The 26,089-nt window shown below is 64.5% G+C and carries 25 protein-coding genes and 4 tRNA genes; 10 read left to right on the forward strand and 19 right to left on the reverse strand.

Features of this window, described 5'->3' with window-relative positions; genetic code table 11:
- Positions 1-59: 59 nt before the first annotated feature.
- Positions 60-806, forward strand: a complete 747-nt coding sequence (gene dnaQ / locus P5W99_RS09955) for a DNA polymerase III subunit epsilon (RefSeq protein WP_421024351.1) — start codon at positions 60-62, stop codon at positions 804-806.
- Between the two features lie 49 nt (positions 807-855).
- Positions 856-930 (forward strand) — tRNA-Val (locus tag P5W99_RS09960).
- A gap of 154 nt (positions 931-1,084) precedes the next feature.
- Here the strand turns inward: P5W99_RS09960 and P5W99_RS09965 are convergent.
- From P5W99_RS09965 to P5W99_RS09975, 3 genes are all read right to left on the reverse strand, one after another.
- Positions 1,085-1,549 carry a DUF2214 family protein gene (locus P5W99_RS09965; RefSeq protein ID WP_421043453.1) on the reverse strand — a complete coding sequence of 155 codons (465 nt, stop codon included), beginning with the start codon at positions 1,547-1,549 and terminating at the stop codon, positions 1,085-1,087.
- A 104-nt stretch (positions 1,550-1,653) separates the two neighbouring features.
- A complete protein-coding gene (locus P5W99_RS09970) occupies positions 1,654-2,490 on the reverse strand; it encodes a hypothetical protein (protein ID WP_421024353.1) in 837 nt (278 codons plus the stop codon).
- 291 nt (positions 2,491-2,781) lie between these two features.
- Positions 2,782-3,846: a glycosyltransferase family 4 protein gene (locus P5W99_RS09975; protein ID WP_421024354.1), complete on the reverse strand. Its 1,065-nt coding sequence runs from the start codon at positions 3,844-3,846 to the stop codon at positions 2,782-2,784.
- A 743-nt stretch (positions 3,847-4,589) separates the two neighbouring features.
- On the opposite strand from P5W99_RS09975, the gene P5W99_RS09980 reads away from it, so the two are divergent.
- Entirely contained in the window at positions 4,590-6,437 is a 1,848-nt protein-coding gene (locus P5W99_RS09980) for an ABC transporter ATP-binding protein (protein ID WP_421025240.1), read from the forward strand.
- A 127-nt stretch (positions 6,438-6,564) separates the two neighbouring features.
- On the opposite strand, the gene otsA is transcribed toward P5W99_RS09980, so the two are convergent.
- Together otsA and otsB are read right to left on the reverse strand one after the other, a co-directional pair.
- Positions 6,565-7,998: an alpha,alpha-trehalose-phosphate synthase (UDP-forming) gene (gene otsA, locus P5W99_RS09985; protein ID WP_434660449.1), complete on the reverse strand. Its 1,434-nt coding sequence runs from the start codon at positions 7,996-7,998 to the stop codon at positions 6,565-6,567.
- Positions 7,999-8,075: 77 nt separating this feature from the next.
- Entirely contained in the window at positions 8,076-8,825 is a 750-nt protein-coding gene (gene otsB / locus P5W99_RS09990) for a trehalose-phosphatase (RefSeq protein ID WP_421024356.1), read from the reverse strand.
- 455 nt (positions 8,826-9,280) lie between these two features.
- Here otsB and P5W99_RS09995 point away from each other — a divergent pair, with 455 nt between their 5' ends.
- From P5W99_RS09995 to P5W99_RS10005, 3 genes are all read left to right on the forward strand, one after another.
- Positions 9,281-9,901 carry an SCO family protein gene (locus tag P5W99_RS09995; protein WP_434662533.1) on the forward strand — a complete coding sequence of 207 codons (621 nt, stop codon included), beginning with the start codon at positions 9,281-9,283 and terminating at the stop codon, positions 9,899-9,901.
- Between the two features lie 89 nt (positions 9,902-9,990).
- Entirely contained in the window at positions 9,991-10,449 is a 459-nt protein-coding gene (locus P5W99_RS10000) for a copper chaperone PCu(A)C (protein ID WP_434662535.1), read from the forward strand.
- 45 nt (positions 10,450-10,494) lie between these two features.
- Positions 10,495-11,364, forward strand: coding sequence for a cytochrome c oxidase assembly protein (locus P5W99_RS10005; RefSeq protein ID WP_421024357.1), 870 nt, complete (start codon positions 10,495-10,497; stop codon positions 11,362-11,364).
- A gap of 27 nt (positions 11,365-11,391) precedes the next feature.
- Here P5W99_RS10005 and P5W99_RS10010 read toward each other — a convergent pair whose 3' ends face one another.
- The 8 genes from P5W99_RS10010 to P5W99_RS10045 all read right to left on the reverse strand — a co-directional run bounded on the left by P5W99_RS10010 (position 11,392) and on the right by P5W99_RS10045 (position 16,268).
- Positions 11,392-11,892 (reverse strand): GNAT family N-acetyltransferase, encoded by a 501-nt coding sequence (locus P5W99_RS10010; RefSeq protein WP_421043448.1) that lies wholly within the window; start codon positions 11,890-11,892, stop codon positions 11,392-11,394.
- Positions 11,893-11,985: 93 nt separating this feature from the next.
- Positions 11,986-12,258 (reverse strand): DUF2164 domain-containing protein, encoded by a 273-nt coding sequence (locus tag P5W99_RS10015; protein WP_434660452.1) that lies wholly within the window; start codon positions 12,256-12,258, stop codon positions 11,986-11,988.
- A 132-nt stretch (positions 12,259-12,390) separates the two neighbouring features.
- Positions 12,391-12,464: transfer RNA gene (locus tag P5W99_RS10020), tRNA-Cys, on the reverse strand.
- Between the two features lie 133 nt (positions 12,465-12,597).
- Positions 12,598-12,673 (reverse strand) — tRNA-Gly (locus P5W99_RS10025).
- Positions 12,674-12,759: 86 nt separating this feature from the next.
- Positions 12,760-12,835 (reverse strand) — tRNA-Gly (locus P5W99_RS10030).
- 176 nt (positions 12,836-13,011) lie between these two features.
- On the reverse strand, positions 13,012-13,602 hold the full coding sequence (gene pgsA / locus P5W99_RS10035; RefSeq protein ID WP_421043446.1) for a CDP-diacylglycerol--glycerol-3-phosphate 3-phosphatidyltransferase: 591 nt from the start codon (positions 13,600-13,602) through the stop codon (positions 13,012-13,014).
- 153 nt (positions 13,603-13,755) lie between these two features.
- Complete coding sequence (uvrC, locus tag P5W99_RS10040) at positions 13,756-16,023, reverse strand: excinuclease ABC subunit UvrC (RefSeq protein WP_434660454.1); 2,268 nt, start codon at positions 16,021-16,023, stop codon at positions 13,756-13,758.
- Positions 16,024-16,112: 89 nt separating this feature from the next.
- Entirely contained in the window at positions 16,113-16,268 is a 156-nt protein-coding gene (locus tag P5W99_RS10045; RefSeq protein WP_434662626.1) for a hypothetical protein, read from the reverse strand.
- Between P5W99_RS10045 and earP the strand changes: the two genes are divergently transcribed.
- From earP to P5W99_RS10065, 4 genes are all read left to right on the forward strand, one after another.
- A complete protein-coding gene (earP, locus tag P5W99_RS10050) occupies positions 16,207-17,511 on the forward strand; it encodes an elongation factor P maturation arginine rhamnosyltransferase EarP (protein ID WP_421024362.1) in 1,305 nt (434 codons plus the stop codon). The two genes, P5W99_RS10045 and earP, sit on opposite strands and share 62 nt — an antisense overlap.
- Before the next feature lie 142 nt (positions 17,512-17,653).
- Positions 17,654-18,211: an elongation factor P gene (efp, locus tag P5W99_RS10055; protein ID WP_421024363.1), complete on the forward strand. Its 558-nt coding sequence runs from the start codon at positions 17,654-17,656 to the stop codon at positions 18,209-18,211.
- 76 nt (positions 18,212-18,287) lie between these two features.
- Positions 18,288-18,737 (forward strand): hypothetical protein, encoded by a 450-nt coding sequence (locus P5W99_RS10060; RefSeq protein ID WP_434660457.1) that lies wholly within the window; start codon positions 18,288-18,290, stop codon positions 18,735-18,737.
- A 227-nt stretch (positions 18,738-18,964) separates the two neighbouring features.
- Positions 18,965-20,350: a sigma-54-dependent transcriptional regulator gene (locus P5W99_RS10065; RefSeq protein WP_421024365.1), complete on the forward strand. Its 1,386-nt coding sequence runs from the start codon at positions 18,965-18,967 to the stop codon at positions 20,348-20,350.
- A gap of 146 nt (positions 20,351-20,496) precedes the next feature.
- Here P5W99_RS10065 and nagZ read toward each other — a convergent pair whose 3' ends face one another.
- The 6 genes from nagZ to rnc form a co-directional block, all read right to left on the reverse strand.
- Positions 20,497-21,537 carry a beta-N-acetylhexosaminidase gene (nagZ, locus tag P5W99_RS10070; RefSeq protein WP_434660459.1) on the reverse strand — a complete coding sequence of 347 codons (1,041 nt, stop codon included), beginning with the start codon at positions 21,535-21,537 and terminating at the stop codon, positions 20,497-20,499.
- A gap of 71 nt (positions 21,538-21,608) precedes the next feature.
- Positions 21,609-22,028 carry a holo-ACP synthase gene (gene acpS / locus P5W99_RS10075; protein WP_421024367.1) on the reverse strand — a complete coding sequence of 140 codons (420 nt, stop codon included), beginning with the start codon at positions 22,026-22,028 and terminating at the stop codon, positions 21,609-21,611.
- Between the two features lie 49 nt (positions 22,029-22,077).
- Positions 22,078-22,845, reverse strand: a complete 768-nt coding sequence (gene pdxJ, locus P5W99_RS10080; RefSeq protein WP_421024368.1) for a pyridoxine 5'-phosphate synthase — start codon at positions 22,843-22,845, stop codon at positions 22,078-22,080.
- Positions 22,842-23,828: a DNA repair protein RecO gene (recO, locus tag P5W99_RS10085; protein WP_421024369.1), complete on the reverse strand. Its 987-nt coding sequence runs from the start codon at positions 23,826-23,828 to the stop codon at positions 22,842-22,844. Before recO ends, pdxJ begins: the two co-directional genes overlap by 4 nt.
- Before the next feature lie 31 nt (positions 23,829-23,859).
- Entirely contained in the window at positions 23,860-24,765 is a 906-nt protein-coding gene (era, locus tag P5W99_RS10090) for a GTPase Era (protein WP_035523058.1), read from the reverse strand.
- 81 nt (positions 24,766-24,846) lie between these two features.
- Positions 24,847-26,067, reverse strand: coding sequence for a ribonuclease III (rnc, locus tag P5W99_RS10095; protein ID WP_434660461.1), 1,221 nt, complete (start codon positions 26,065-26,067; stop codon positions 24,847-24,849).
- Positions 26,068-26,089 lie beyond the last annotated feature (22 nt).

Raw genomic sequence — 26,089 nt, forward strand, 5'->3', positions numbered from 1 at the left:
ACGGCGCGCTTCGCCAGACGCGCCACCTCCGCCTCCTACGCCATCACGCTTCAAACGACATGCGACAGATCATTCTCGATACCGAAACCACCGGCCTGAACCCTCGCACAGGCGACCGCATCATCGAAATCGGCTGCGTCGAGCTGGTCAATCGCCGGCTGACGGGCAATAACCTCCACTTCTACGTCAACCCCGAACGCGACAGCGATCCGGGCGCACTGGCCGTGCACGGCCTCACGACCGAATTCCTCTCGGACAAGCCAAAGTTCGCCGAGGTCGCGAACGAGATTCTCGACTTCGTGCGCGACGCCGACATCATCATCCACAACGCGCCGTTCGATATCGGCTTTCTCGACGCAGAGCTCGCGCTGCTCGGCAAGCCAGCGTTCAGGGAACACTGCGGCGAGGTGATCGACACGCTGGTGCAGGCCAAGCAGATTTTCCCCGGCAAGCGCAATTCACTCGACGCGTTGTGCGACCGCTTCGGCATCAGCAACGCGCACCGCACGCTGCACGGCGCGCTGCTCGACTCGGAGCTGCTCGCCGAGGTTTATCTGGCGATGACGCGTGGCCAGGAAAGTCTCGTCATCGACATGGCCGGCACGACCGAAACGCCCGGCGTTGTGGCGACACCGCGCGTGAAGTTCGAGATGCTCGCGCTGCCCGTGATCGCTGCAAGCGAAGAGGAGCTCGCCGCGCACGAAGCGCTGCTCGATGGTCTCGACAAGGCGATGAAGGGAACCTCGGTATGGCGCACGCAACCGGCCACCGCCGACGAGAACGCAGGTGCTACGCAAAATACTTAAAAAAGGGCTTTACAAGATTAGAAACACCCGGCATAATTTCAATCTCTTCGGGTGGTTAGCTCAGCGGTAGAGCACTGCCTTCACACGGCAGGGGTCACTGGTTCGATCCCAGTACTACCCACCAGAATTCCTGGTGTTGGTAAAGACAAGCACCGAAGATCAAAACCCCGTTGCGTATGCAACGGGGTTTTTTTATTTCAGCCGCACAAATCCGGCAATGGTCAGGATCCCGATATAAACCGCTCGCCTCTTCTTCCACCGGGTCATGGCGAGTCGCGCTACTCGCCGAACATGCCAATACCAACCCCGCGCGCCATCCCCGTCGCGGCGATCACCATCACGACAAGCAACACCGTCTGCCATGCCCCGATGCGCGCGTACTTCTGCGCTCCCGTGAGATCCGGCACATCGCCGCGACGCACGGCGAGCCGCCAGCGCAGCAGCGCCATCATCGGTGCAATCTCGAGCAACAGGATCAGCACGAGCGCGCCCATCTTCACGTGAAAGAGCGGCTCATGCAGGTAATAGTCGGCGCCCTTCTCGAAGCCACCGAACGCGCGCATTGCCCCGGTCACGATCAGCAAAACCGCTGAGATACCCCAACCGTTGTCGGCGCTGAAGATCTGCGGAAGCGCCTCAGTGGAGGTGCAGCGGCGCAGTCCGCGCGTGCGCCGCAGAATCGACGCCAGCGCGAGGCCGAAGGCCAGCAGGTGAATGGCGGCAAGCAACCAGCGTATGAGCATCGCGACTCCTTCGAAACGACGACGGGATCGACAAGCTTGCGCGGATACCCTTCGCGCGGGGATTGCCTGAAGCGGCACTGCCGGGCGGTCCGCCCGGCGCGCCTTCACGCTGCCACGACGGGCCGGACCTGTTTCAGAACGGCGTCGAGTGCGCGCGCAGCGACGCGGTCGCCTTCCGTAGCGAGCCTCACGCGCAGAACGGTCTGGCGATTGTGACCCGCCGCTGCCGGCGAATCCCACAGCAATTCGATCTTCGGCCGGCGCCCGGGCGATGAGACCGGCGTCGTCAATGCACTCGGGGTGGCCGATTCAGCAACCGGTGCGAAGTGTGCCGCATCGGCTGCCGGCTGACTATCCGCCGGCCAGCGCACCGACAGCTCCCGGGCATCGTACTGCCCGACCTTGCGGCTCTCCAGCCACACAACCGTGGTGCGGGTGACCGCGTCGACCGATACGGCGTAGCGCCCGATCGCGAAGCGTCGCGCCGCCACGTTGGTGCGCCACAGTGCGCGCGGGCGACAGATCCAGACCACGGCCGCATAAAGCGCCGGCGCCACGACGAGCCAACCGTTGGTGGCCTCGATCGCTTGCACCGCGCGCCGCCAGCCGTCGGCCCACACGAACATGCCAATCGACCACAACGCGAACAAACAGCCCAACACGCCGAAGACGCGCAACGCCTGGCGCAGCCATTGAGGCAGCGGATGAAACGGTCGTTCGGCGCGGGCCTTCCCGCCGGGCAGCACGATCAGCAGAAACAGGAAGATGAGATTCAGGCACGCGACCGGCGACGAAGCCATGCCCCGCAGCGCGACCAGGAAGTTCATGTCTCCCATCGAGTGGAGCCAGCGCGCAAGAATCACGACACCGATTGCGCGCAGCGCGAACAGCTTCCCGGCACCGGGAACGGCGGCGGCGCGCGTCGGTCGGGATCTCGCCAAGGCACTTCTCCTGAGGTCGCGTTTTTGTTGCGCTGTGGTCGTCATGCAACGTCGTCTTGCGCGGTTATCACGCGCGGCTGTCGTCAATGAATTGCGAATTTCGCGGAACGGCCATTATAGGGACATTGCCGCTACCCCTCATGCTCGCAGATGCGTTTGCATTGTTCCGCACGCGGGTGCGGTGAAAATGCGACAACGCCCCGGTGCACAGCACCGGGGCGTTGGAGTGGCGGCTTGCCCGGGGTTGTCTGCGCGCCTGCCATGCAAACGCGCAGATCCGGCAGACGCCAGTTAGCCGGCGTTGACTTCGCGCAGCACCGTGCGGTGCTTTTGGCGCAGCAGATCTTCGTACACGGCAACGTAGTTGCGTGCCATCACCTTCGACGAGAAGCGTGCCTCGAACGCGCCACGCACTTTCTCGCGCGACAGCGTCGACAGACGCTTGACCGCCGCGACTGCGCTGATTTCGTCTTCGACGACGAAGCCCGACACACCATTCTCGATCACTTCCGGCACCGAGCCGCGCTTGAACGCGATGACCGGCGTACCGCAGGCCATGGCTTCGATCATGACGAGACCGAAGGGCTCCGGCCAGTCGATCGGGAACACCAGCGCATGCGCATTGCCGAGGAACTCACGCTTTTCGTGCTCGCCGATTTCACCGATGTACTCGACGTGCGGCAGCGCCATCAGCGGCTTGATGACTTCTTCATAATAGGCGCGGTCGGCCTTGTCGATCTTGGCGGCGACCTTTAGCTTCATGCCCGCCTGACCGGCGATACGAATCGCCTTGTCGAGACCCTTCTCCGGCGAGACACGGCCGAGGAAAGCGAGGTAGCCGGGCTCGACATTCGGAATCGGCTTGAGCACGTCTTCCGGCAGGCCGTGGTAGACGGTCTGCTGCCACGCGGCTTGCTGCAGCGGGAGGCGCTGGTTATCCGAGATCGAGACCACCGGCACGTCGCTGAACGCGTTGAAGATCGGCTGCAGTTCGGGCAGGTCGAGACGACCGTGCATGGTCGTGACGAACGGCACTGGCTGACGCTGGAACAGCGAGAACGGGTAATAGTCGATGTGGAAGTGCAGCACGTCGAATTCGTCCGCGCGGCGGCGCACTTCTTCGAGCAGCAGCATGTGCGGAGCCATCACGTCGCGAATCGTCGGGTCGAGGCGCAGGGCCTGCGGCCAGAATGCTTCGAGCTTTGCCGAGGTAACCGAATCGCCGCTCGCGAAGAGCGTGACGTCGTGCCCTTGCTCGACCAGCGCTTCGGTCAGGTAGGAGACCACCCGTTCCGTGCCGCCGTAGAGCTTGGGAGGAACCGCCTCGTGCAACGGAGCAATTTGAGCGATTCGCATAGTGGTGAACTCCTTCCTCGAAATAATCGGGCTAAGTACTGCAATTTTGACAATCGACCTCGCGAGCCGCGGCTTCCTTGCCGCTCGCCCCACCAGGCGTTCCGTACCGCTAACCGCGCCGGCAGGCCGGCACACAGACCGACGCAGTTGTGAAGTGTCGTGTTGACACAAGCGGCGGTTCAGGCGGTAAACGCGCAGGGTTCGCGGTCGTTGACATTCATGCTGTCAAATTCCCTACGCTGTTCGAGTCGGCATTATCCGGGTTTGCACCCATAGCCGACTACGAGATTTCAAAATCTTTACGTTGTTACAAAGCGGAAACACTCCGCAACCCCTTGTTTTTTAAGCCCGTTCTAGATTTGGGATTCGTTTTCGAGCAGCGCAGCTTCGAAATCGGGGTTAAATTGCTGTTTTATCTGGCCCTGATTTTCTGGATAGTGAGGCTCGGGGCGGGTCGCGCCTACGCTACGGCGCGTCATGTGAGCACATTTGGCGTGCCACAACGGAATCTGTAATTGTATCTCGAAAAGTGCCATAAAAACCCGCCGAGCCTCCGGCGCGACACCATGTCCTCAAGGAGTCCTCGCTGCGGCATAGTCGCGATAAGATTCGCGTCCCTCGGGCACGAGCCGTGCGGCTCGCGCCCGGGGTGTTTACAATGTGGAAATTCCGCCAGGTTTGCCGTTGCGCGCCTTCTTGTCTCTTTTTCTACCTTGCACGGACAACGCTCCGCCAGACCGAACATCGATCAATTGGAACAACATCTGACCATCGCCCAGCGTAACGCCCACAACGCAAAGCTCGCGAGCTATGCGCGGCGGCCACTTGCGTTCCTGTTCCGCTATATCAAGCGCCATCCGTTCGCCCATGCCGTCGTGCTCACGAGCGTGTTCGCAGCCGTGGGCTGCGCCCTCGCCTCGCAGTATGCGATCAAGCATCTGATCGACGTGCTCGGCGCGGGCCGCCACCATCCCGGTCCGCTGTGGACGGCATTCGCGATCCTCGTCGGCCTGATTGCCGCCGACAACCTGCTCTGGCGGGTAGGCGGCTGGTTCGCCGCGCACACCTTCGTCACCGTCACGGGCGACTTGAGGCGCGACCTCTTTCAGTACCTGAGCGGCCACTCGAACACCTACTACGCGGAAAAGCAGCCCGGCACGCTTGCAAGCCGCATCACCGCCACCTCGAACGCCGTCTACACGGCCGAGAACACCACCGCCTGGAACGTGCTGCCGCCGTGCATCGCCGTGGCCGGCGCCATCGTCATGATCACTTCGGTCAATCCGTTGATGGCGGCGGGCCTGCTGCTGTGCTCGGCGATCCTTTCGATCATTCTCTTCAAACTTGCCGGGCGCGGCTCGGCGCGCCATCACACGTTCGCCGCCAGGGCGGCCGCCGTGGATGGCGAACTCGTCGACGTGATCGGCAACATGGCGCTCGTGCGCGCCTTCGGCATGACGCTGCGCGAGCAAAAACGCTTCGGCTCGACGGTGAAATCCGAACTGGACGCGCGCCGCTCGAGCCTGCTCTATCTGGAAAAGCTGCGCCTGCTGCACGCCGTCATCACGGCGATGCTCTCGGCCGGCCTGCTCGGCTGGGCGCTGTGGCTCTGGGACCAGGGCAAGGCCACGTCGGGCGACATTGTGCTGGTGAGTTCGCTCGGCTTCACGATCCTGCACGGCACGCGCGATCTGGCCGTAGCGCTCGTGGACGTCACGCAGCACGTCGCGCGTCTGGCCGAAGCCGTGCAGACGCTGCTCGAGCCGCACGGCATGCCCGACCGCGACGACGCCACCGAACTCGTGGCCCAAGGCGGGCGCGTGGACTTCGAAGGCGTCACCTTCGCGTACCCGCACCGCAAGCCGATCCTCGATCACTTCGACCTGCAAATCGAGGCAGGCCAGCGCGTGGGCCTGATCGGCAAGTCGGGCGCGGGCAAGACCACCGTGCTCGCGCTGCTGCAGCACTTCTACGACACCCAGAGCGGCTCGATCAAGATCGACGGCCAGGACATCGCCCATGTTACGCAGGACAGCCTGCGCCACGCCATCGCGCTCGTGCCGCAGGACATTTCCCTGCTGCACCGCTCGATCTACGAGAACATCGCCTATGGCCGCCCTGACGCCAGCCGCGAGGAAGTGCTCGCCGCGGCCCGCGAGGCGCGTTGCGCCGATTTCATCGAGGCCATGCCCGAAGGCTACGACACGATCGTAGGCGACCGCGGCGTGAAGCTCTCGGGCGGCCAGCGCCAGCGCATCGCGATCGCGCGCGCGATTCTCAAGAATTCGCCGATCCTGCTGCTCGACGAAGCCACCTCGGCACTCGACAGCGCCTCGGAAGAAGCCATCCAGCACGCGCTCGACCGGCTGATGGTGGGCCGCACCGTGATCGCCATTGCGCACCGGCTCTCCACGCTGCACAACTTCGACCGCATCATCGTGATGAGCTCGGGCAAGGTGATCGACGATGGCAGCCCCGAGGAACTGCGCAATCGCCCGGGCCTGTACCGCGACCTGCTCGCCAAGCAGTATGGCAAGCAGTCCACGCTCCATCTGGGCAGCAAAAAGGCCGACGAAAAACACGTGGCCTGATGTAAGCCGCCAGGCGCCTCGTGCGCGCCGTGCGCACGAAACGAAAAAGGCGCTTCCTGCAAGAAGCGGCTTTTTCGTTTTCGGCGGCGCCCGGTGTGCTTGGGACACATCGGGGCGTGCCTTGCCCCTACGGTTGTTGCGCGGGTTCCACGGACGGCAACGACACGCCAGCGCGCGCGCCCACGCCCGTCAAATCGCGCATGAAGCGATCGCGCCAGACCGAAACATTGTTCTCGCGCAATTGGACCATCATGTCGTTATAGCGTGCGAGGCGCTCGGCGAGCGGCATCGCGAGCGCCTTGCCTAGCGCATCGGCCATGCCGTCGATGTCGAGCGGATTCACGATCAGCGCTCCGCCCAATTCCTGTGCAGCGCCCGCGAAGCACGAGAGCACCAGCACGCCCGGATTCTCGGGATCCTGCGCGGAAACGTATTCCTTCGCGACGAGATTCATGCCATCGCGCAGCGGCGTCACGTAGCCCACGTGCGAAGCGCGAAAGAGCGCCGCGAGCACGGCGCGTTCGTACTGGCGGTGGATGTACCAGATCGGCGTCCAGTCGAGCTCGGCAAAGCGGCCGTTGATGCGCCCCGACTCGGCCTCGAGCCGCAGGCGGATGTCCTGATACGCGTGCAGGTCGGCGCGCGTGGGCGGCGCGATCTGCACGAACGACACCTTGTTGCGCTGCCCGGGAGCATGCTCGAGCAGCCGCTCGAACGCGCGAAAGCGCTCGACGAGACCCTTCGAGTAATCGAGCCGGTCCACGCTCATGATGACCTTGCGGCCATGCAGGGTGGCCTTGAGCGTGCGCACCGGCTTGCCACGCTCGCCGTCTTTTGCGAGCTCGGCGACTTCGTCGGGATAGACGCCGATCGGATAATCGTTCGCGCACAGCGTCTTGCCGAACGCCTCGATCTGCGTGAGGCCATCGGCGCGCTTCGCGATCGAGCCGCCCGCCTCGTTCACGATGTAATCGCAGAATGCGCGCAAGTCGGGCTTGGTCTGGAAACCGAGCAGGTCGAACGAGCACAGCGCCTGAACCAGCTCACGGTGCGGCGGCACCGCCAGCAGCACCTGCGAAGTCGGAAACGGAATATGCAGGAAGAAGCCGATGCGGTTTTTCACGCCCGCCGCGCGCAACGCCCCCGCGAACGGAATCAGGTGATAGTCGTGGACCCAGATGACGTCGTCCTCGCGCAGAAGCGGCACGAGCTGCTGCGCGAGCCATGCGTTCACGCGGCAATAGCCTGCGTATTCGTTGCGGTCGTACTGCACGAGATCGGCGCGATAGTGGAACGCCGGCCAGAGCGTGGCGTTCGAGAAGCCGCGGTAGTACTGGTCGTAATCGCGGCGCAGCAGGCCGATGGTCGCGAAAGTCACCGGGCCGCGCTCCTCGAGCTGGATCTGTGGCTGGCCGGACGAGAGCACCTCGCCGCTCCAGCCGAACCACATGCCACCGGTTTCCTTGAGCGCGTCATAGACGCCGACCGCAAGACCGCCCGCAGCCGGGCCGCCTTCGGAAATCGGCGCGACCCGGTTCGACACGATGATCAATCGGCTCATGAGATGCAGGTTCCGTGCAGAAAAGAAATGAGGTACGGCCGCCTATGCGCCAAAGCAGGCGCCAAAGCAGGCACCGATCAGACGCCGCGGGCCGTCGCGACGAGTGCGTCAAGCCATGCGAGCAGCGCTTCGACCGACTCGACGCGCGTTTTCGCGATCGTGTCGCCGCCGCCGACCTTGATCGACAGGCCACCCTCGGCATTGACCACGGCGAAGCCCTTCTCGTCGGTCAAATCGTCGCCGGCGAACACCGGCGTGCGGCCCGCGAACGGCGGCTCGTCGAGAAAAGCGCGCAGTGCGCGGCCCTTGTCGACGTCCTTCGGCTTGATCTCGTAGACCATCTTGCCGGGTTGCAGCACGTAGGCATCGGCAAATTCGGCCGCGAGCTTTTCAGTGGCCACACGCGCAACGTTCTCGTGCTCGGGCGCATTGCGGTAGTGGAGCGCCAGCGCCGCGCCTTTGATCTCGAGCAGCATGCCCACGTGCGTGCGCACCACTTCGGCGAGCACCTGCTCCATGTGCAGAAGACGTTGATCATTGAAGCCGACGCGCTGCGTATCGCCGTTCGCGTCGCGGCGCTCCGCGCCGTGCAGGCCCGCGACGGGCAAATCGGGCATGCCGAGGAAAGAATCGATGCTTTCGACGCCGCGCCCGGACACGACGGCCACCGCGCCGTGCGTCGCACGGCGCAGCACGGTGAGCAGCGCCAGCATGTCGGGGCGCACCAGCACGCCATCGGGCGTGGGCGCAAGGTCGACGAGCGTGCCGTCGAAATCGAAGAAAAACGCCGTCTTGTCGAACGGCAATTCAGCCGGAAGTACTTGCATTACGTTCGTTTCGTCCCTCGGCGCATGAGCCGGGCGGTGATCCGGCGAGCGTTCGCCCGCCGAAAGAAAGTGTGCGCATCTTACCGCGCATCGTCCTGATTTTCGAGAAAGGAAAGCCTGCGCGGCCGTTGCGACGGCCTTGTCACGCCAGCCTGACACTCGATGACGAATGCGCTGTCGACGCCGATGTGTTCCGACGCTTTTTACGCCGGAGCCTTGTTGCGGCAAGTTGCCTGCCCATGTAGATGGGCTTCGGCCGGCACAGTATGTGCGTCAAATTGACCCTGCCATGCCACCGCGCCGAGCCGCGCGCCGCAGCGAGCACCCAATTTTGCTACAGTCCAGCGACACGGCGCGGGCTGGTCACGCCCACGTCCTTGTAAATCGAGTTAACGAGAGAGCCTTTGTTCCCCGAGTTCGACGCTTCACATTCGTCGCATTTCGCCTCCCGCGCCCTGGCCCACCTTGTCCGCTGGCGCCGTACACGCCTCGCGGTACTGCTGACGCTCACCGCCGGCTCGGTACTCCTTGGCGCCTGCACGCGCGCAGCCGAGCCGTGGCAACTCACCGACGTAAGCGGCCATCTGCCCGATCTCACCTTCGCGCTCACCGAAGACAGCGGCAAGCCCATCACAAGTGCCGATCTGCGCGGCAATACCACGCTGGTGTACTTCGGCTACACGCATTGTCCGGATGTCTGCCCGGAAACGATGGCACGCCTGATGCAGGTCATAGCGAAACTCGGACCCGACGCACAGCATGTGCGGATACTCTTCATCAGCGTCGATCCTGGACGCGACACGCCGCAAGCGCTGCACGCCTATGTGCACGCGTTCGATGCTCAGCATGCGCTCGGCCTCACCGGCACCGATGCGCAAATCGAGTCGCTGGCAAAACGCTATCGCGTGGCATATCAGATGGAACAGCGCGACACCGACGGCAGCTACGAAGTCACGCACAGCTCGGCCGTCTACGTGTTCGACGCGCAGGGCCGCGCGCGCCTGCTCGCCACCGACAAGGACTCGCCCGACGCCATCGCACACGACGTGCGCCGCGTCATCGGCCCGGCGGCGTAGGCGCCGGCGCGACCCTCAACCCGGTTTTCGGACCACCCGCAACAGGAACTGCCATGACGATGAAAATGAAGTCCCGCAGCGTGACTCGCATGAACCCCATGACCCGCTGGAGCGCCGCGCTCGGCTGCGCCCTCGCCTGCACGTTCGCTGCGTTCGCCCCTGCGGCGCATGCAGCCGACGCCGCGCTCACCGCGCAGAACCCATGGGTCCGCTGGCTGCCCAACGATCTGCCGGCAGCGGGTTACGTCACGCTGAAGAACGACAGCGACAAGCCGGTCGACCTCGTGAACGTGACGAGCGACGACTACGGCATGGTGATGCTGCATCAGACCGTTTCGAACGGCTCGACGCAGAAGATGGTGATGGTGCTCAAGGCCACGGTACCCGCGCACGGCACGCTCGCGATCGCACCAGGCGGCTATCACCTGATGCTGGAGCACGCGAAGCACAGGATCGCACCCGGCGACACCGTGCACGTGAAGCTGCAGTTCTCGGACGGCGCGACGCTCGACACGCCGTTCGCGGTGAAGCCGCCGTCGCAGCAGTAATACGGCGATGAAGACCCGCGCCACGAATCAGCGTAAAAAACCGCGATGAACCTGCTCTACTGGCTCGACCCGTGGGAGCCGTCGCCAACGGTGGTTATCGCCGTAACCCTGGCGGCGGCGCTGTTCATACGCGGCCAGCGTCATGCGAGGGTCTCGCTGCCGCGCCGGATCTCGTTCTGGTTCGGCCTGGGCGCGCTCTATGTCGCGCTGCATACACGGCTCGACTACTTCTTCGAGCATGAGTTCTTCATGCACCGCGCGCAGCATCTCGTGCTCCATCACCTCGGGCCGTTCTTCATCGCGCTCGCTTATCCGGGCGCGGCGCTTCGCGCCGGCATCCCGTTCGCGTGGCGGCAACGCTTCGTGCGGCCCGCGTTGAACGCGCGGCCGCTGCGAGCGATGCTCGACGTCGTCATGCATCCGGTGGTCGCGGTGACGCTGTTCGTCGGGCTCATCTACTTCTGGCTGCTCTCGCCGATCCACTTCGTCGCCATGCTCGACTGGCGGCTCTACCGCGTGATGAACTGGAGCATGGTGATCGACGGCCTGCTGTTCTGGTGGCTCGTGCTCGATCCGCGCCCCGCGCCGCCCGCGCGCCTCGCGCCCGGCAAGCGCGTGCTGGTCGTGATCGCGGCCATTCCGCCGCAAATCGTGCTCGGCGCGTTCATTTTCTTTACGCCGCACGAGCTCTATCCGATCTATTCGATTTGCGGACGCGCGTTCACATGGCTCTCGCCCATGCGCGACCAGCAGATCGGCGGCCTGCTGCTGTGGATCCCGGGATCGATGATGAGCGTGGTTGGCGCGTTGATCGCGCTGCGTCACTGGATGCGGCTTTCGGCGCGCGGGCGGCTTAAGCGCACGCGAGGTGCGCGCGAACCCGAACGGCGTTCGCACAGCGCCCAGCACACCTGAGCGCGCGCAAAACGTCTATACGGAATACTACTCGGAGCACTGCTCTGAACGCATCCACACGTGCGGGATGCCGTCTTCGTCGTGGATCTCCGAAACCGGCTCGAAGCCGAACGCACCGTAGAACTTCTGCAAATGCGCCTGGGCGTGCAGCCGCATCGGCACGCCCGGCCATTGCCGCGCGATGTGCGCGATCGCGCGTTCGAGCAAGCCATTGCCGAGCTTGATGCCGCGAAAGTTCGGCGACGTCACCACGCGGCCGATGCGTATGTCCGGATCCTGCGCGTCGGGCAGCAGCACCCGCAGATAGCCCGCCAACTCGCGCGCCCCGCCCCGCTCGCCCCAGGCGAACAGATGCCAGGCATCGCCGTCGAGCCCATCGATATCGCCGTACACGCAGTTTTGCTCGACCACGAACACAGCCGAACGCAGCCGGAGCATTTCGTAGACATCGCGCGAAGAAAGCGCATCGAATGCGGTCCATTGCCAGTCGAGTTGTGCCGTCGGCAATGCGGGAGGCTGCGCAATCATGGGATTTCCGTCAGGACGTGCTGAAACGCCGATTATGCCTTGCGGCGCACGCACGGCACAAACTGCACATACGGCGGCCGGCTCCGCAGCGACTCACTTGCGCCGGCGCGGCGAGTCGAACTTGCGCCAGTACTGAAACGGTTCTTCGTGGAGATCGATATCGAGTTCGACGATGCGCGCCTGCATGCGGTCCTGCGCATCGGCGATCGCGCGGTTGTAGACGGCAGGCGCGATCTCATCGAGAAAGAAGCCCAACAGGCCGCCCGCAGCGACATTGCCGATCGGCTCGTCCATGTTGGCGTCGAAGTAGCGCTGGATCGACGCAATCGCGGCAGCGCGCGCGTCTTCGGGAAGCTCGATGGGCATGGGAAAGTCCGGAGGAAGCGATGCATCGATTGTGCTCGAGCTCGTGGGACGGCACATCATCCGTTTTACCAGGCATCGAATGCGCGGTAGAAAAAAGAAAAGCCACCCGAAGGTGGCTTTTCTTGTCTTACCTGGAGGCGCGAGCCGGAGTCGAACCGGCCTACACGGCTTTGCAGGCCGCTGCATAACCGCTTTGCTATCGCGCCAAAAGCGGACTGTTCGATGTTCCGCGCACACTGCACTGCTTGCGCGCACAACCATCGGCCAGATTCTGTGCGGCAGCCGCCTCGTAAAAACGGCCTGCCAAACAAAAGGGGAAGCGCTGCTTCCCCGGAATTCTGGAGCGGGAGACGAGTCTCGAACTCGCGACCTCAACCTTGGCAAGGTTGCGCTCTACCAACTGAGCTACTCCCGCATTTTTACTGCCGAACACTTTTTACTGCTCCGGCGCCTCGCTTTACGTTACTGCCACACTACCGTAAAAACGCTGCCCCTAAAATCTGGAGCGGGAGACGAGTCTCGAACTCGCGACCTCAACCTTGGCAAGGTTGCGCTCTACCAACTGAGCTACTCCCGCATTTTCCTGCTTTGCCGCCGATTTACCGCTTAACTTCAGCGATCTCCACCGCATCTGCTTCGTTTGCTGCTTGTCGTTCAGCGGAGAAGTGAGATTATGTATAAGCCGCTGAATCGTGTCAACCCCCTCGGGTGATCTTTTTAAAAAAGATTCGCGGGAAGTCCAGGCTGCGCCGCTTACAGGCTCCCCCGCTCGCGTATCTGCGGCCACGCGAGCTTCATGTAATAGAGCATCGACCAGATCGTCAGCACGGCTGCCACGTAGACGAGCCACGTGCCCCACACGCGCGAGTCGAACAACGTGTGGCCGCCGACCGTCAGCGGCGCATAGAACAGCAGCATGGGGATCGCCACCATCTGGCAGGCCGTCTTGAACTTGCCGAGCTGGTTTACAGCAACGCTTTTTGACGCGCCGATCTGCGCCATCCATTCGCGCAGCGCCGAAATGGCGATCTCGCGGCCCACGATCACGAGCGCAATGGCTGCGTCAAGACGTTGCAGGCGCACGAGCACCAGCAGTGCAGCCGTCACCATCAGCTTGTCGGCCACTGGGTCGAGGAACGCGCCGAACGACGAGGTTTGATTCCACTTCCGCGCGAGATAGCCGTCGAACCAGTCGGTGAGCGCCGCGAGCACGAAGATCACCATCGCCGCGATATTCTGGTGCATCGGGCTCAGCATCGTTTCCGGCAGATAAAACACGCCAACCACGAGCGGAATCAGCACAATCCGCAGCCATGTCAGAAGAATTGGAATATTGAACGGCATCGTGTGGCGCAGTCTGTCAGGGGGGAGATTGCAATGATGGGAGATGCAATTGTGCCGCGTCACCGGACCTGCCACAAGCAAACGTAAGGCAACGCGGCGGGTGACGCGGCCGCGAAGTCAACCGCGAGGTTAATCGTGAGCTCAATCGCGGGCTCAATGAAGCTGCTGATAGATCTGTTCGGCAAGCGCGTGCGAGATGCCCTCCACGCTCGCCAGATCCTCCACGCTCGCGGCCATCACGCCGCGCAGGCCGCCAAAGCGCGCGAGCAGGCGTTGACGGCGTTTCGCGCCCACCCCCTCGAGCTCTTCGAGCCGCGAGGTCTGGCGCGTCTTGCCGCGCTTCGCGCGCATGCCGGTGATTGCGAAGCGGTGTGCCTCGTCGCGGATCTGCGCGACCAGCATCAGCGCCGCGCTCTCCTTGCCGAGTTCGAGCGGCGCGCGGCCGTCGGCGAATACAAGGGTCTCGAGACCGACCTTGCGCCCCTCGCCCTTGGCCACGCCCACCAGCATCGCGGGGTCGAGCCCCAGCTCGTCGAACACCTGGCGCGCGATCTCGACCTGGCCTTTGCCGCCATCGATCAGCACGATGTTTGGCAGCGTGCCGCCGGGCGCGGGTGATTGCGCGCCTTCGGGCTGCGCCATGCTGACATCGGCATCCTCAGTACCATCGGTCGCGCCGGACATTGACGAGACCTGCGCTTCATCACCCGCATCGGCCTCGTTGCGCGCCGATTGCGCAACCATCTTTTCGTAGCGCCGCGTGAGCACCTGGCGCATGGCCGCATAGTCGTCGCCGCCCGTGATGCCGGTGATGTTGTAGCGCCGGTACTCGCCCGACTGCATCTTGTGATGGTGATAGACGACGCACGACGCCTGGGTCGCCTCGCCCATCGTATGGCTGATGTCGAAGCACTCGATGCGCAGATGCGCGAGGTCGTCGAGTTCGAGCCCGAGCATCTGCGCGAGCGTGCGCGTGCGCGCCTGCTGCGATCCTTGCTCCGAAAGCAGGCGTGCGAGCGCAAGCCGCGCGTTCTGCTCGGCCATCGCGAGCCAGGCGCGCTTTTGCCCCTGCGGCTGGCGCAGCAGCGTGACCTTGTGGCCGGCCTGCTCGCTGAGTACGTCGACGAGTTCGCAGTTCGCCGGCGGATGGCTCACCACGAGCACCGACGGCACGCGGTTGCCGAAGTAATGCTGGGCGATGAACGCGTCGAGCACTTCGGATTCGATGCCCGTCTCGCGCTTGCGGCGCGCGCTTGCACGAGTGGACGCCGTGGAATCGGCGCCCGCCTCGCCTTCCTGCGCCTCGTTCGCGAAATCCGCCGCGAACGCGAGCGGATCGGCCTCGGCGTCTTCGCAGGCAGGCTCGCGCACGTCGCGGCTTTCTTCACGGCTTTCCTCGCCATCCTCGCCAGCATGCGCGCCCGCAGCGGACACCATGGCCTTGCGCGCGAGCGACGGCAACGACTTCAGCGCCGATGCCGCCAGCACGGTCTCGCCGTCGATCTCCTCGGCGACGCCGCCTTCCTCGTCGGTCAGCGCACGTTCGACATGGGTCGGGAAATACGCCTTGTCACCCAGATGCCGGCCGCCGCGCACCATTGCGAGATTCACGCAGACCCGCCCGCCCAGCGCCACCACCGCAAGAATATCGACGTCGCTCTCGCCGCCGGTTTCGATGACTTGTTGATGCAGCACCGTAGCGAGCGAGCTCATCTGATTGCGCACCGCCGCCGCCTGCTCGAACTTCAGCTCGGCTGCGAACGCATGCATCTTGGTCTCCAGCTCCTTCATCACCTCGTTCTGACGGCCGAGCAGAAAGCGCGAAGCGTTGCTCACGTCGCGCGCGTAATCGTCGGCGCTGATCGCGCCCACGCACGGCGCGGTGCAACGCGCGATCTGATGCAGCAGGCACGGCCGCGTGCGGTTGTTGAAGACCGAGTCTTCACAGGTGCGCAGCTGAAACACGCGCTGCAGGATCTGAATGCTCTCGCGCACCGCCGAAGCACTCGGAAACGGCCCGAAGTACTGGTTATTACGATCGACCGCGCCACGGTAGTACGCCATGCGCGGAAACTTGTGACCCGTGAGCTTGAGAAACGGATACGACTTGTCGTCGCGAAAGAGGATGTTGTAGCGCGGCGTCAGCGCCTTGATGAGGTTGTTCTCGAGCAGCAACGCTTCGGCCTCCGAGCGCGTCACCGTGGTCTCGATGCGCGCAATGCGCGTGACCATCATGGCGATGCGCGGCGAAAGCTGCGTCTTCGTGAAGTAGCTCGACACGCGCTTTTTCAGGTCGCGCGCCTTGCCCACGTAGAGCACCGCGCCCTGCACGTCGTAATAGCGATACACGCCGGGCAAATGCGGGAGCTGTGCCAGGACCTCTTTCGGGTCGAAAACGTCGGGATCGGTGGAAGCGGTCATCCAGTCTGGGGCGTGGGGTGGCGTCGGCCGGCAGGCCGCGCCGCCTGCGCGACGCCATCATGCGGGTGTCTTAGAATCGCAAGTTTAGATCATTCCGCGCGCGGGCCGAGCCCGTCGGCTTCGGTGGCCGGTATGGCCTCGATGGCCGTGCTTGCGGCCCCCGCACCTGCCCCCACCTCCGTCATGCCACACAGCAAACGTCCCGCAGCAAGCAGCCAACGCGACGCGGCAGCAGATGCAGCCAAGTCAGCTACAGAATCAGCAGCCACAGCGCGCATCGCCTGCGACATCTTTTGCGCCGTGATCGACAATTTCGGCGACATCGGCGTGTGCTGGCGCCTCGCGCGCCAGCTTGCGCACGAGCACGGCTGGGAAGTGCGCATCTTCGTCGACGATCTGCATGCGTTCCAGAAGCTGTGTCCCGCGCTCGATCCCGGGCGGGCGACGCAGATCGTCGAAGATGTCGTGATCGAACACTGGCACGAGCCCGAGCACGCCGGCGAGACGCTCCAGATCGCCGACGTGGTGATCGAAGCGTTCGCCTGCGAACTGCCGGGCGTCTATATGGCCGCGATGGCGCAGCGCGAGCGCACGCCCGTGTGGCTGAATCTCGAATACCTGAGCGCCGAAGACTGGGTCGCCGATTTCCATCTGCGCCCCTCGCCGCATCCGCGCTACCCGCTGCTCAAGCACTTCTTTTTCCCGGGCCTCGGCCCCGGCACCGGCGGCGTGCTCAAGGAGCGCGACCTGGATGCGGCGCGCGCTGCGTTCGAACGCTCGGACGACGCGCGCGCCGCGTGGTGGCAAAACGCCACCGGCGGCCCGCCGCCCGGTCCGCAAGCCACGGTGATCTCGCTCTTCGCTTACGAAAACCCCGCCGTCGACGCACTGCTCGAACAATGGTGCAATAGTCCGACGTCGATCGTACTGCTCGTGCCGCAGGGCCGCATCTCCGGCGCGCTTGCGCGTTTTTTCGGCGTCGCGTCGTTCGACGCCCACGCACGCGCCGAGCGCGGGTCGCTGCGCGCGTATGGCCTCGCCTTCACAGAGCAGCGCGGCTACGACGCGCTGCTATGGGTCAGCGACCTCAATTTCGTGCGCGGCGAGGATTCGTTCGTGCGTGCGCAATGGGCCGCCCGGCCGTTCGTCTGGCAGATCTACCCGCAGGGGGACGACGCCCATCTGCCCAAGCTCGATGCGGCGCTCGAACACTATGCGCGCACGCTCGACGAAGCGCCGCGCAACGCGCTCGCGCGCTTCTGGCACGCCTGGAACGGCAACGACGCCCATGCGGTCGGTGGCGCGGACCGGACGCCCAACGCCGTCGACGCGCCCCCGCAGATTCCACTGCCCTCACCCGACTGGCGCGATTTTGCGCAATATTTGCCCGAGTTCAAGGCCCGGGCGCAGGCATGGTCGAGCGAACTGGCGCAAGCCGGCGATCTCGGCGGAAATCTAGCCGAATTCGCAAAAACTCAGTTAAAATAAGCGGTTACCCGACGGCACCCGTCTCAAGCGCTTCGATTTTCGTTCCCCCAGTTATCAAGGGGACACACCATTCGAACCGCTTGCGACGTTTGCCGTCGCGCACACTCGAAGCTATTTAATCTGGACAGGACTGTTTTTTATTATGAAGACCGCACAGGAACTCCGCGTCGGTAACGTCGTGATGATTGGCAACGACGCCATGGTCGTGCAGAAGGCCGAGTACAACAAATCGGGCCGCAACGCCGCCGTCGTGAAGATGAAGTTCAAGAACCTGCTGACCGGCGCGGGCATGGAAACCGTGTACAAGGCTGACGACAAATTCGACGTCGTCGTGCTCGATCGCAAGGAAGTGACGTACTCGTATTTCGCCGACCCGATGTACGTGTTCATGGACGCCGACTACAACCAGTACGAAGTCGAAGGCGAGATGATGGGCGACGCCCTGCACTACCTCGAAGACGGCATGGCTTGCGAAGTCGTGTTCTACAACGAGAAGGCCATCTCGGTCGAACTGCCGACCGTGCTCGTGCGCGAAATCATCTATACGGAACCGGCCGTCAAGGGCGACACGTCGTCGGGCAAGGTCCTGAAGAACGCCAAGCTGAACACTGGTTTCGAACTGCAAGTGCCGCTCTTCTGCAACATCGGCGACAAGATCGAAATCGACACGCGTACGAACGAGTACCGCAGCCGCGCCTGACGCGTTCGCCTGCGACGTGCGAGTGTATCCGCAACGTTTTGGCTAGCGCACGCAACGCCATCTCGACGCATGGCGAATGCAAAAAATAAAAGCGCCCCGTGGGGCGCTTTTTCTTTTTTTCACGAACGTGTATGTTTGTGACTACATGGGAAATCCTTACCGGTTTATTCAGGGACGCAAATCACGCGCATCTCGCAGCGGTAAGGCACAGCACTCATGGCACGGTTTCTGCTGGTTCTTTTTGAGATGCTCTCGCGATGGCGCAGCCCGCGAACGTCGCCTCTCTCTGGACCGCGAAAAACACACAATGAATAACGACATTGCTGCATGCAAGCCGTGGCCAGGCAGGGCCTGGAACATCCGGAGCAAGCTCGTGGACGACGCGCTCATGAAGCTCGAACAGCGAAGCGCACGGACCACACCACGGATCGGCACGGATCGATTGATGGATGAAGCGGCTCGCGGCACGGTCGCTGCGGCGCTCGACGAGGCAGCTTGCTTGCAGCATGGGGGTAGTACGGCTTGAGCGTTGCACGTTGCAGCGGGCTCGCGCATCGCCGCGCGCCTGCCGTCAATCTGGGAGGACCGGAACTGAACAACATACTTCGAGACATCTCGGTGATCTCCGTGAAATCACCTGTATCGTGCCGCGCTGCAGTACGCCGCCACGTCGCGCCTGCTCGCCGCCAGCCGGGCATGCGCGCAAGCGTGCCCGCCCGGCACACCCGCGCTCATCCGTAAGCCGCTTCCACCATGCCACACGCCCTGATTGTCGAAGACGATCCCAACAGCCTGTCCGGCCTCTCGGCCATCCTGGCCGCCGACGGCTTTTCCGTCGATACCGCGGCCACGCTCGCCGATGCGCGCGCGGCTTTGGCACGCTTCATCCCCGACGTCGTGCTCGTCGACCTGAACCTACCCGACGGCGGCGGCCTCGAGCTGCTGCCTCACCTGCCCGCCCAGCCGCCCGGCGGCGCGTTGCCCGTGATCGTCATGACCGGCAATGCGACCGTCGAAAGCGCGATCGAAGGGCTGCGCCACGGCATCTGGGACTACCTGCTCAAGCCCGTCAATATTCCGCGCCTGCGTAGCCTGCTAGCACGCATTCCGCGCCCATACGAGCTAACCGAGGAAGTCCGCGCGCTGCGTGCAATGCTGCGCGAACTCGGCCGCTTCGGCCCGATGGTGGGCCGCAGCAACGCGATCCAGCACGTCTACGACGCGCTCGAACAACTCGCGCCCACCGAATCGGCGATCCTCGTGCACGGCGAAGCCGGTACCGGCAAGGAAGTGGCGGCGCGCACGCTGCATCAACTGAGCCGCCGCCGCAAGGGGCCGTTCATCGTCTGCGACGCACATGCGCGAGCGGCCGAAGCCGCCGCCGGGCGCCCGCTCGCGAGCCTGCTCTTCGGCCACGAGCGCGGTGCGTTCAACGGCGCGGAGCAGCGCGAGCCCGGTCTCGTCGATCAGGCGAGCGGCGGCACGCTCTTCATCGACGAACTTACCGCGTTGCCGCGCGCCGAACAGCAAGTGCTGCTGCGCGCGCTCGATTCGCAGACCTTCATGCGCGTGGGCGGCAACAGCGAAGTGGGCACCGATTTCCGCCTCATTGCCGCCACGCGCGCGGTGCCGCGCGACGCAGTCCGGCAGGGCCTGCTGCACGAGGATCTGTGGATGCGTCTCGATGCGGCGTCGGTGCAATTGCCACCGCTGCGCGAGCGTGAAGACGACGCGGCGCTGCTCGCCGCAGCGCGTATCGACGAACTCAATCTCGAAGCGCACGCACGCGGCCTTACCGGCACGACCCGGCTTGTCGCACCCACCTTCCTGCGCGAGTGCCTTACCTACGACTGGCCCGGCAATGTGCGCGAGTTACACGAGCGCGTGGAGCGCGCGTGGCATGCATCCGGCGACATCCTCGAAACCTTGCAAGCCGAGGAAACCAGCGGCGTCTCGCCGCGCGAAGTCAACGGCGGCCGCGTGCAGGTCACGGTCGGCACGCCGCTCGCCGACGTCGAGGAAATGCTGATCCGCGCCACGCTCGACGCCGTGGGCGGCACGCGCCATCGTGCAGCGTCGCTCCTCGGCATCAGCCCGAAAACGCTTTACAACAAGCTTCAGCGCATGCGGCTGAACTGACGCCCGCGACGTTTCTGACGCACGAAAAGAACGGCGGCCCTTTGAATTCACTTCGAATTCGAAGGGCCGCCGTTTCGTTTTTGGGAGCCGTGCGCGCGCGCCGTGTTACGTAACGCGTGACATGCGACCGCCCGCGCGAGCGACGCTCAAGGCAACACGGTACGCAACAACGCCTGTGCGGACAGATAGGCCGGATCGGCCACGAGCTTGTTCCAGCGCAGCGCCTTGCCGCGCGGACGCAGCCGCCTGATGCGTTTCGCCGACGCCTGCGCTTCGCGCGTAGGCTCGGCGGTGCGCAGCGCGTCGAGCACCTTCTCCGCCTCGTGCGGCTGGTTGCAGATCAGCACCATGTCGCAGCCCGCCTCGATCGCCGCCCGAGCGCCCTCGGTCAGCGTGCCGCCCTGGCGCGCGGCCTCCATCGAGAGATCGTCGCTGAAGATCGCACCCGTGAAGCGCAGGCGCTCGCGCAGAATCTCCTGCACCCAGATGCGCGAGAAGCCAGCCGGCTTCGAGTCGACCTTCGGATAGATCACGTGACCCGGCATGGCAGCCGCGAGCGAGAGGCCGAGCCAGTCATACGGCTGCGCGTCCTCGCCGAGAATCGACTCGAGCGGGCGGTCATCCACCGGCACCGCGACGTGCGAGTCCGCAGTCGCGAAGCCGTGACCCGGAAAATGCTTGCCGCAGTTCGCCATGCCCGCGAGCGCGAGACCGTGATTAAGGCTCTTGGCGAGCAGCGTGACGACACGCGGGTCGCGATGGAACGCGCGGTCGCCCACCACCTTCGACTGACCGTAGCCGAGATCGAGCACGGGCGTGAAGCTCAAGTCGATGCCGCAGGCGCGCAGCTCGCTCGCCAGGATATAGCCGACCGACGTGGCCAGCTTGGTGGCGAGCAGCACGTCCTTGTCCCACAGCGCGCCGATGCGCCCCATCGCGGGCAGCACCGTGAAGCCATCGGTGCGAAAACGCTGCACGCGGCCGCCCTCGTGGTCGACGGCGATCAGCAGGTCCTCGCGCACCGCGCGGATGGCGTCCGTGAGCGCGACGAGCTGCGCGCGGTTTTCGTAGTGGCGCGCGAACAGGATCACACCGCCGGTTGAGGGATGCGCGAGACGACGGATGTCGTCGTCGTTGAGCGTCGTGCCGACCACGTCGAGCATGACCGGTCCGGGAATTCTCTTCATCGATCGATCTGGCGTTGAATGGGCATGAAATAACCGCGCGCGGCGTCTGCCGGGCGCGGCGTGATTGAAAATCAGCGCATCGGCTGATCGGCGGGGTGACCCGTTTCAGCGACCACGAATGAGACCGCGTAGTCCTGTTCGTCGGTAATCGAGACCTGCGTGGTGATGCCGCGCGCCTGAAGCCATTGCGCGAGCTCGCCCGAGGCCACCATGTACGGCTTGCCGCCGGGCGCGTTGAGCGTCTGCACGGCGCGCCAGGTCATCGGCATGTGGATGCCGAGGCCGATGGCTTTCGAGAATGCTTCCTTCGCGGAAAACCGCGTGCACAAATAGGCGAGCCCGCGCTTTTCCGAACGCGCCTTGCGCGCTTCATAAACCGCGAGTTCGTCGGGGCCGAGCACGCGCTGCGCAAAGCGCCCGTTGGTGCGCTCCATGACGGCCGCAACGCGGCTCACCTGGATGATGTCGGTACCGATGCCGTAAATCGCCATGCATTCCTCGTCGCCGGGAGGGCCAATGAGCGGGTCAATCAGATCGTGGTCACGCACGCGTCGCGGCAAGACGTGCCGCAACCATGATCGCCTTCATCTCGCGCACCGCGTTCTCCCAGCCCGCGAAGATCGCCTGCGCGACGATCGCGTGACCGATATTGAGCTCGTGAATGCCGTCGATGGCGGCGATCTGCTGCACGTTCGTGTAGTGCAGCCCGTGACCCGCGTTCACCTTCAGCCCGAGGCCGATGCCGCAATTCACGCCCAGCACCACGCGCTCGAACTCGCGCTGCTGCTCGGCGGCCGCGTGCGCTTCGGCATAGCGGCCCGTGTGCAGCTCGATCACAGGCGCGCCGGTTTCGTGCGCTGCGCGAATCTGCGTCTCGTCCGGGTCGATGAAGAGCGACACGCGGATGCCCGCATCGGCCAGTTGCCGGCAAGCAGCGGCCACAGCATCGAATTGCCCTGCCACGTCGAGGCCGCCTTCAGTGGTCAATTCGGCGCGCTTCTCGGGCACGAGGCAGACATCTTGCGGCTTGATCTCGCACGCGATGTCGAGCATCTCGGCCGTGACCGCGCATTCGAGGTTCATGCGCGTCTTGAGCAGTGGACGCAGCTTGCGCACATCGGCATCAACGATATGCCGGCGATCCTCGCGCAGATGCAGCGTGATGACATCGGCGCCCGCTTCTTCGGCAAGCAGCGCCGCGCGGATCGGGTCAGGGTAAGCGGTGCCGCGAGCGTTGCGCAGCGTGGCGACGTGATCGATATTGACGCCGAGGTCGATCACATTAGGCGAAGTAAGGAAGAAGCTCATAGATTCTGCAGGTCGATCAGGATCTGGCGCGTCGCAAGCGGCGTGCCGCCAAGGTAAGTGTGCAACAGGAAACGCATCAGCGCCTTACTCTGCGCGACGGTCTGGGGTCGATGGTAATCGTCCTCTTCCATATCGAGCAACGTCTGGCCGGAAAGCACGGGCCATAGCGCCGGCCATTCGTCGGAGGCCTCGCGCACGCCGCGCTCGGGATCGAACACGTAGCGCCCCTCGGCCACCACGGCCTTGCGGTTCACCGTGCGGTTGAGCGCGAGCGCATAGCCAGTCTCGCGCAGCAGCACGCGCTCGAACGAGCGCAGGACCTGCACGGGCGGCTCGTCGTGCGCGAGGCGCGTCATCGTCACGACGTAGTGGCGAAACAGCGGCGGATGAGGATCTTCGCGCGCGCAGAACTTCACGAGCAGCTCGTTGACGTAGAAGCCGCACAGCAGCGCGTCGCCGGCCAGCGGCAGCATGCCGCCCACCCATTCGGCGCCGGTGAGCGTGCGCACTTCGCCCTTGCCGGTCCACGAAAGCGTGAGCGGCTGGAAGGTTTGCAGCACGCCGCGCAGCGCCGAGTGCGGACGCTTGGCGCCCTTCGCAACGAGCGCGACGCGGCCGTGATCGCGCGTGAGCACGTCGATGATGAGGCTAGTTTCGCGCCAGGGATAGCTGTGCAGCACGAATGCGGGTTGCTCGGCGACGCGGTAATCGGGCGTCGCGCTGCGCGGCGCGCGCGGCAAGGTGGAACGTGCGCTGGTCTTGCGCGAGGTGCGCGATGAAGGGCCGCGCTCGAGCGTGACATCAGCGCCTTCGGCCAGTTCGCCGTGCGCCGCGGACGACGACTTGCGCGCGCCACGCGCGGGCGGGCGCACCGCGCGCGCGCGATCGCCGTCGGACGACGCGAAGTCGGCGTCGTCGGCGTTCATGCCCGCCTCGGGTGCGGGCCAGTCGTCGTTCAGGGTTCGGGCTGCGCCGTCATTCATCCTGGCACCTGCGCCTCGCACTCGCAGCGGGTCACTCGTAACCGTAAGCGCGCAGGCCGGCCTCGTTGTCGGCCCAGCCGCTCTTTACCTTCACGAAGGTCTCGAGATAGACCGGACCGTCAAACAGCTTCTCCATGTCGAGACGCGCCTCGGTGCTGATCTGCTTGAGCTTGCTGCCCTTCTGGCCGATCACCATGGCCTTCTGGGTGTCACGCTCGACGAGGATTGTCGCAAAGATGCGGCGCAGGCGCCCTTCCTGCTCGAACTTGTCGATGAGCACGGTGCTTGTGTACGGCAGTTCGTCGCCAGTCCAGCGGAATACTTTTTCGCGCAGGATCTCGGCGGCGAGAAAGCGTTCGCTGCGATCGGTGAGATCGTCTTCGCCATAGATCGGCTCGCCTTCGGGCAGATACGGCTTGAGCGTTTCAAGCAGGCGCTTGATGTCGTCGGGATTCCTGGCCGAGAGCGGAACGATCTCGCGGAACTCGCGCAGCTTCTGCACGCCCTCGATGAACGGATAGAGCGTGGCCTTGTCGGTCACACGGTCGATCTTGTTGGCGATCAGGATCGTGGGCGCGTTCGGCGGAATCAGGTCGAGCACCTTTTGGTCGTCGGGGCCGAACTTGCCGGCTTCGATCACGAATAGCACCGCATCGACGGAGCTGAGCGTCGAGGTGACGGCGCGGTTGAGCGAACGGTTGAGCGCGGTGCTGTGGCGCGTCTGGAAACCCGGTGTGTCGACGAAAACGTACTGCGCGTCTTCGACCGTATTGATGCCGGTGATGCGATGGCGCGTGGTCTGCGCCTTGCGCGACGTGATGCTGATCTTCTGGCCGACCAGCGCGTTCATCAGCGTGGACTTGCCGACATTCGGACGGCCGACGATCGCGACCATGCCGCAGCGGAAACCGGCAGGAGTGGAAGTGGGTGCGTTCATGATCGGACCGGAGTAATGAAGCAAAGAAAGCGGAGCGGGAACAGGGCGCGCGCGGTTCAAACGTCGCGCGCCCGGGTTGAATCAGTGGCCGGCATCGGCGGCCCGCACGGGCACCGCTGCGCCGAGTTCGGCGGCGGAGCCCGCAGATGACCCGCCAGTCGAGCCTGCCGTTGATGAACCGTTCGATGTGCTGGACGGCGCGCCCGGTGACGGATCGTCTCCCGCGCCGGTCGTGCCGTTGCTGGGCTGTACGTCGCGGCTGCGCGCCGAGCGTGGCGCAATCGAACTAGCGGACGGCACAGCGTCGAATTTATCGGCAGGCTTGTCGGCCGACTTCTCCACGGAGGCGCGTTCGCCCTTCTCCGCACCGCGCTCCTGCACGTGCGCCGCGCGAATCACCGCGAGCGGCGCGGCCGGCGTCGCAGCGCTTGCAGCCGTGCGTTCGCCCGACTCCTCGCCCGCCGTGGCGGGATGGTGGGTGGCGGCGCCTGAACGCTCGCCGCGCGCACGACGCTCAGGCGTTCGCAGATCGAGCGCGCCCTGCACGCCCGTCACGCCGGGCACGACCTCGAGTTCGGCTTTGGGCGCGCGGGCGCCTTTCGAGCGGCGCGGCTTGGCGACCAGCGCGGGCGCGGCGGCCATCACCTCGTCGAGCGCCTTCTTCGCGGCGGCCTGCTCCGCCGCGCGGCGGCTTGCGCCCGAACCCGACACCTTCACGTCGAGCTTGGGCACCGTGCATTCGACTTCGAACTGCTGATTGTGCGCCGCACCATGCGTGGCGACCACGGTATAGGTCGGCAGCGCGATCTTATGACCCTGCAGATACTCCTGCAGCAGCGTCTTGGAATCCTTGCCGAGCGTACGCGGATCGATATGGTCGAGGATCGGGATATAGAGACGCTTGATGACCGTCTGGGCGGCGTCGAAGCCGCCGTCGAGAAAGATCGCGCCAAAGATGGCTTCAAGCGCATCGGCCAGAATCGAAGGCCGGCGGAAGCCGCCGCTGCGCAGTTCGCCCTCGCCGAGACGCAAGCCGTCGGCAATATTGAGGGCCTGAGCAATTTCGTAAAGCGATTGTTGCTTGACCAGATTCGCGCGCACGCGCGAGAGGTCGCCTTCGTCCAGCTTGCTAAAACGTTGGAACAATAGGGCCGCCACCGCGCAATTCAGAACCGAATCACCGAGGAATTCGAGGCGTTCGTTATGCGTGGCACTGTGACTGCGGTGGGTCAAAGCCTGGCGCAATAATTCCGCATTGCGAAATTCGTAGCGCAAACGGCTTTCCAACGGAGATAGGGGCATGGGGAGAGTATAACGCGCCCGC

The organism is Paraburkholderia sp. A3BS-1L, from assembly GCF_051125215.1.
Lineage (GTDB): Bacteria > Pseudomonadota > Gammaproteobacteria > Burkholderiales > Burkholderiaceae > Paraburkholderia.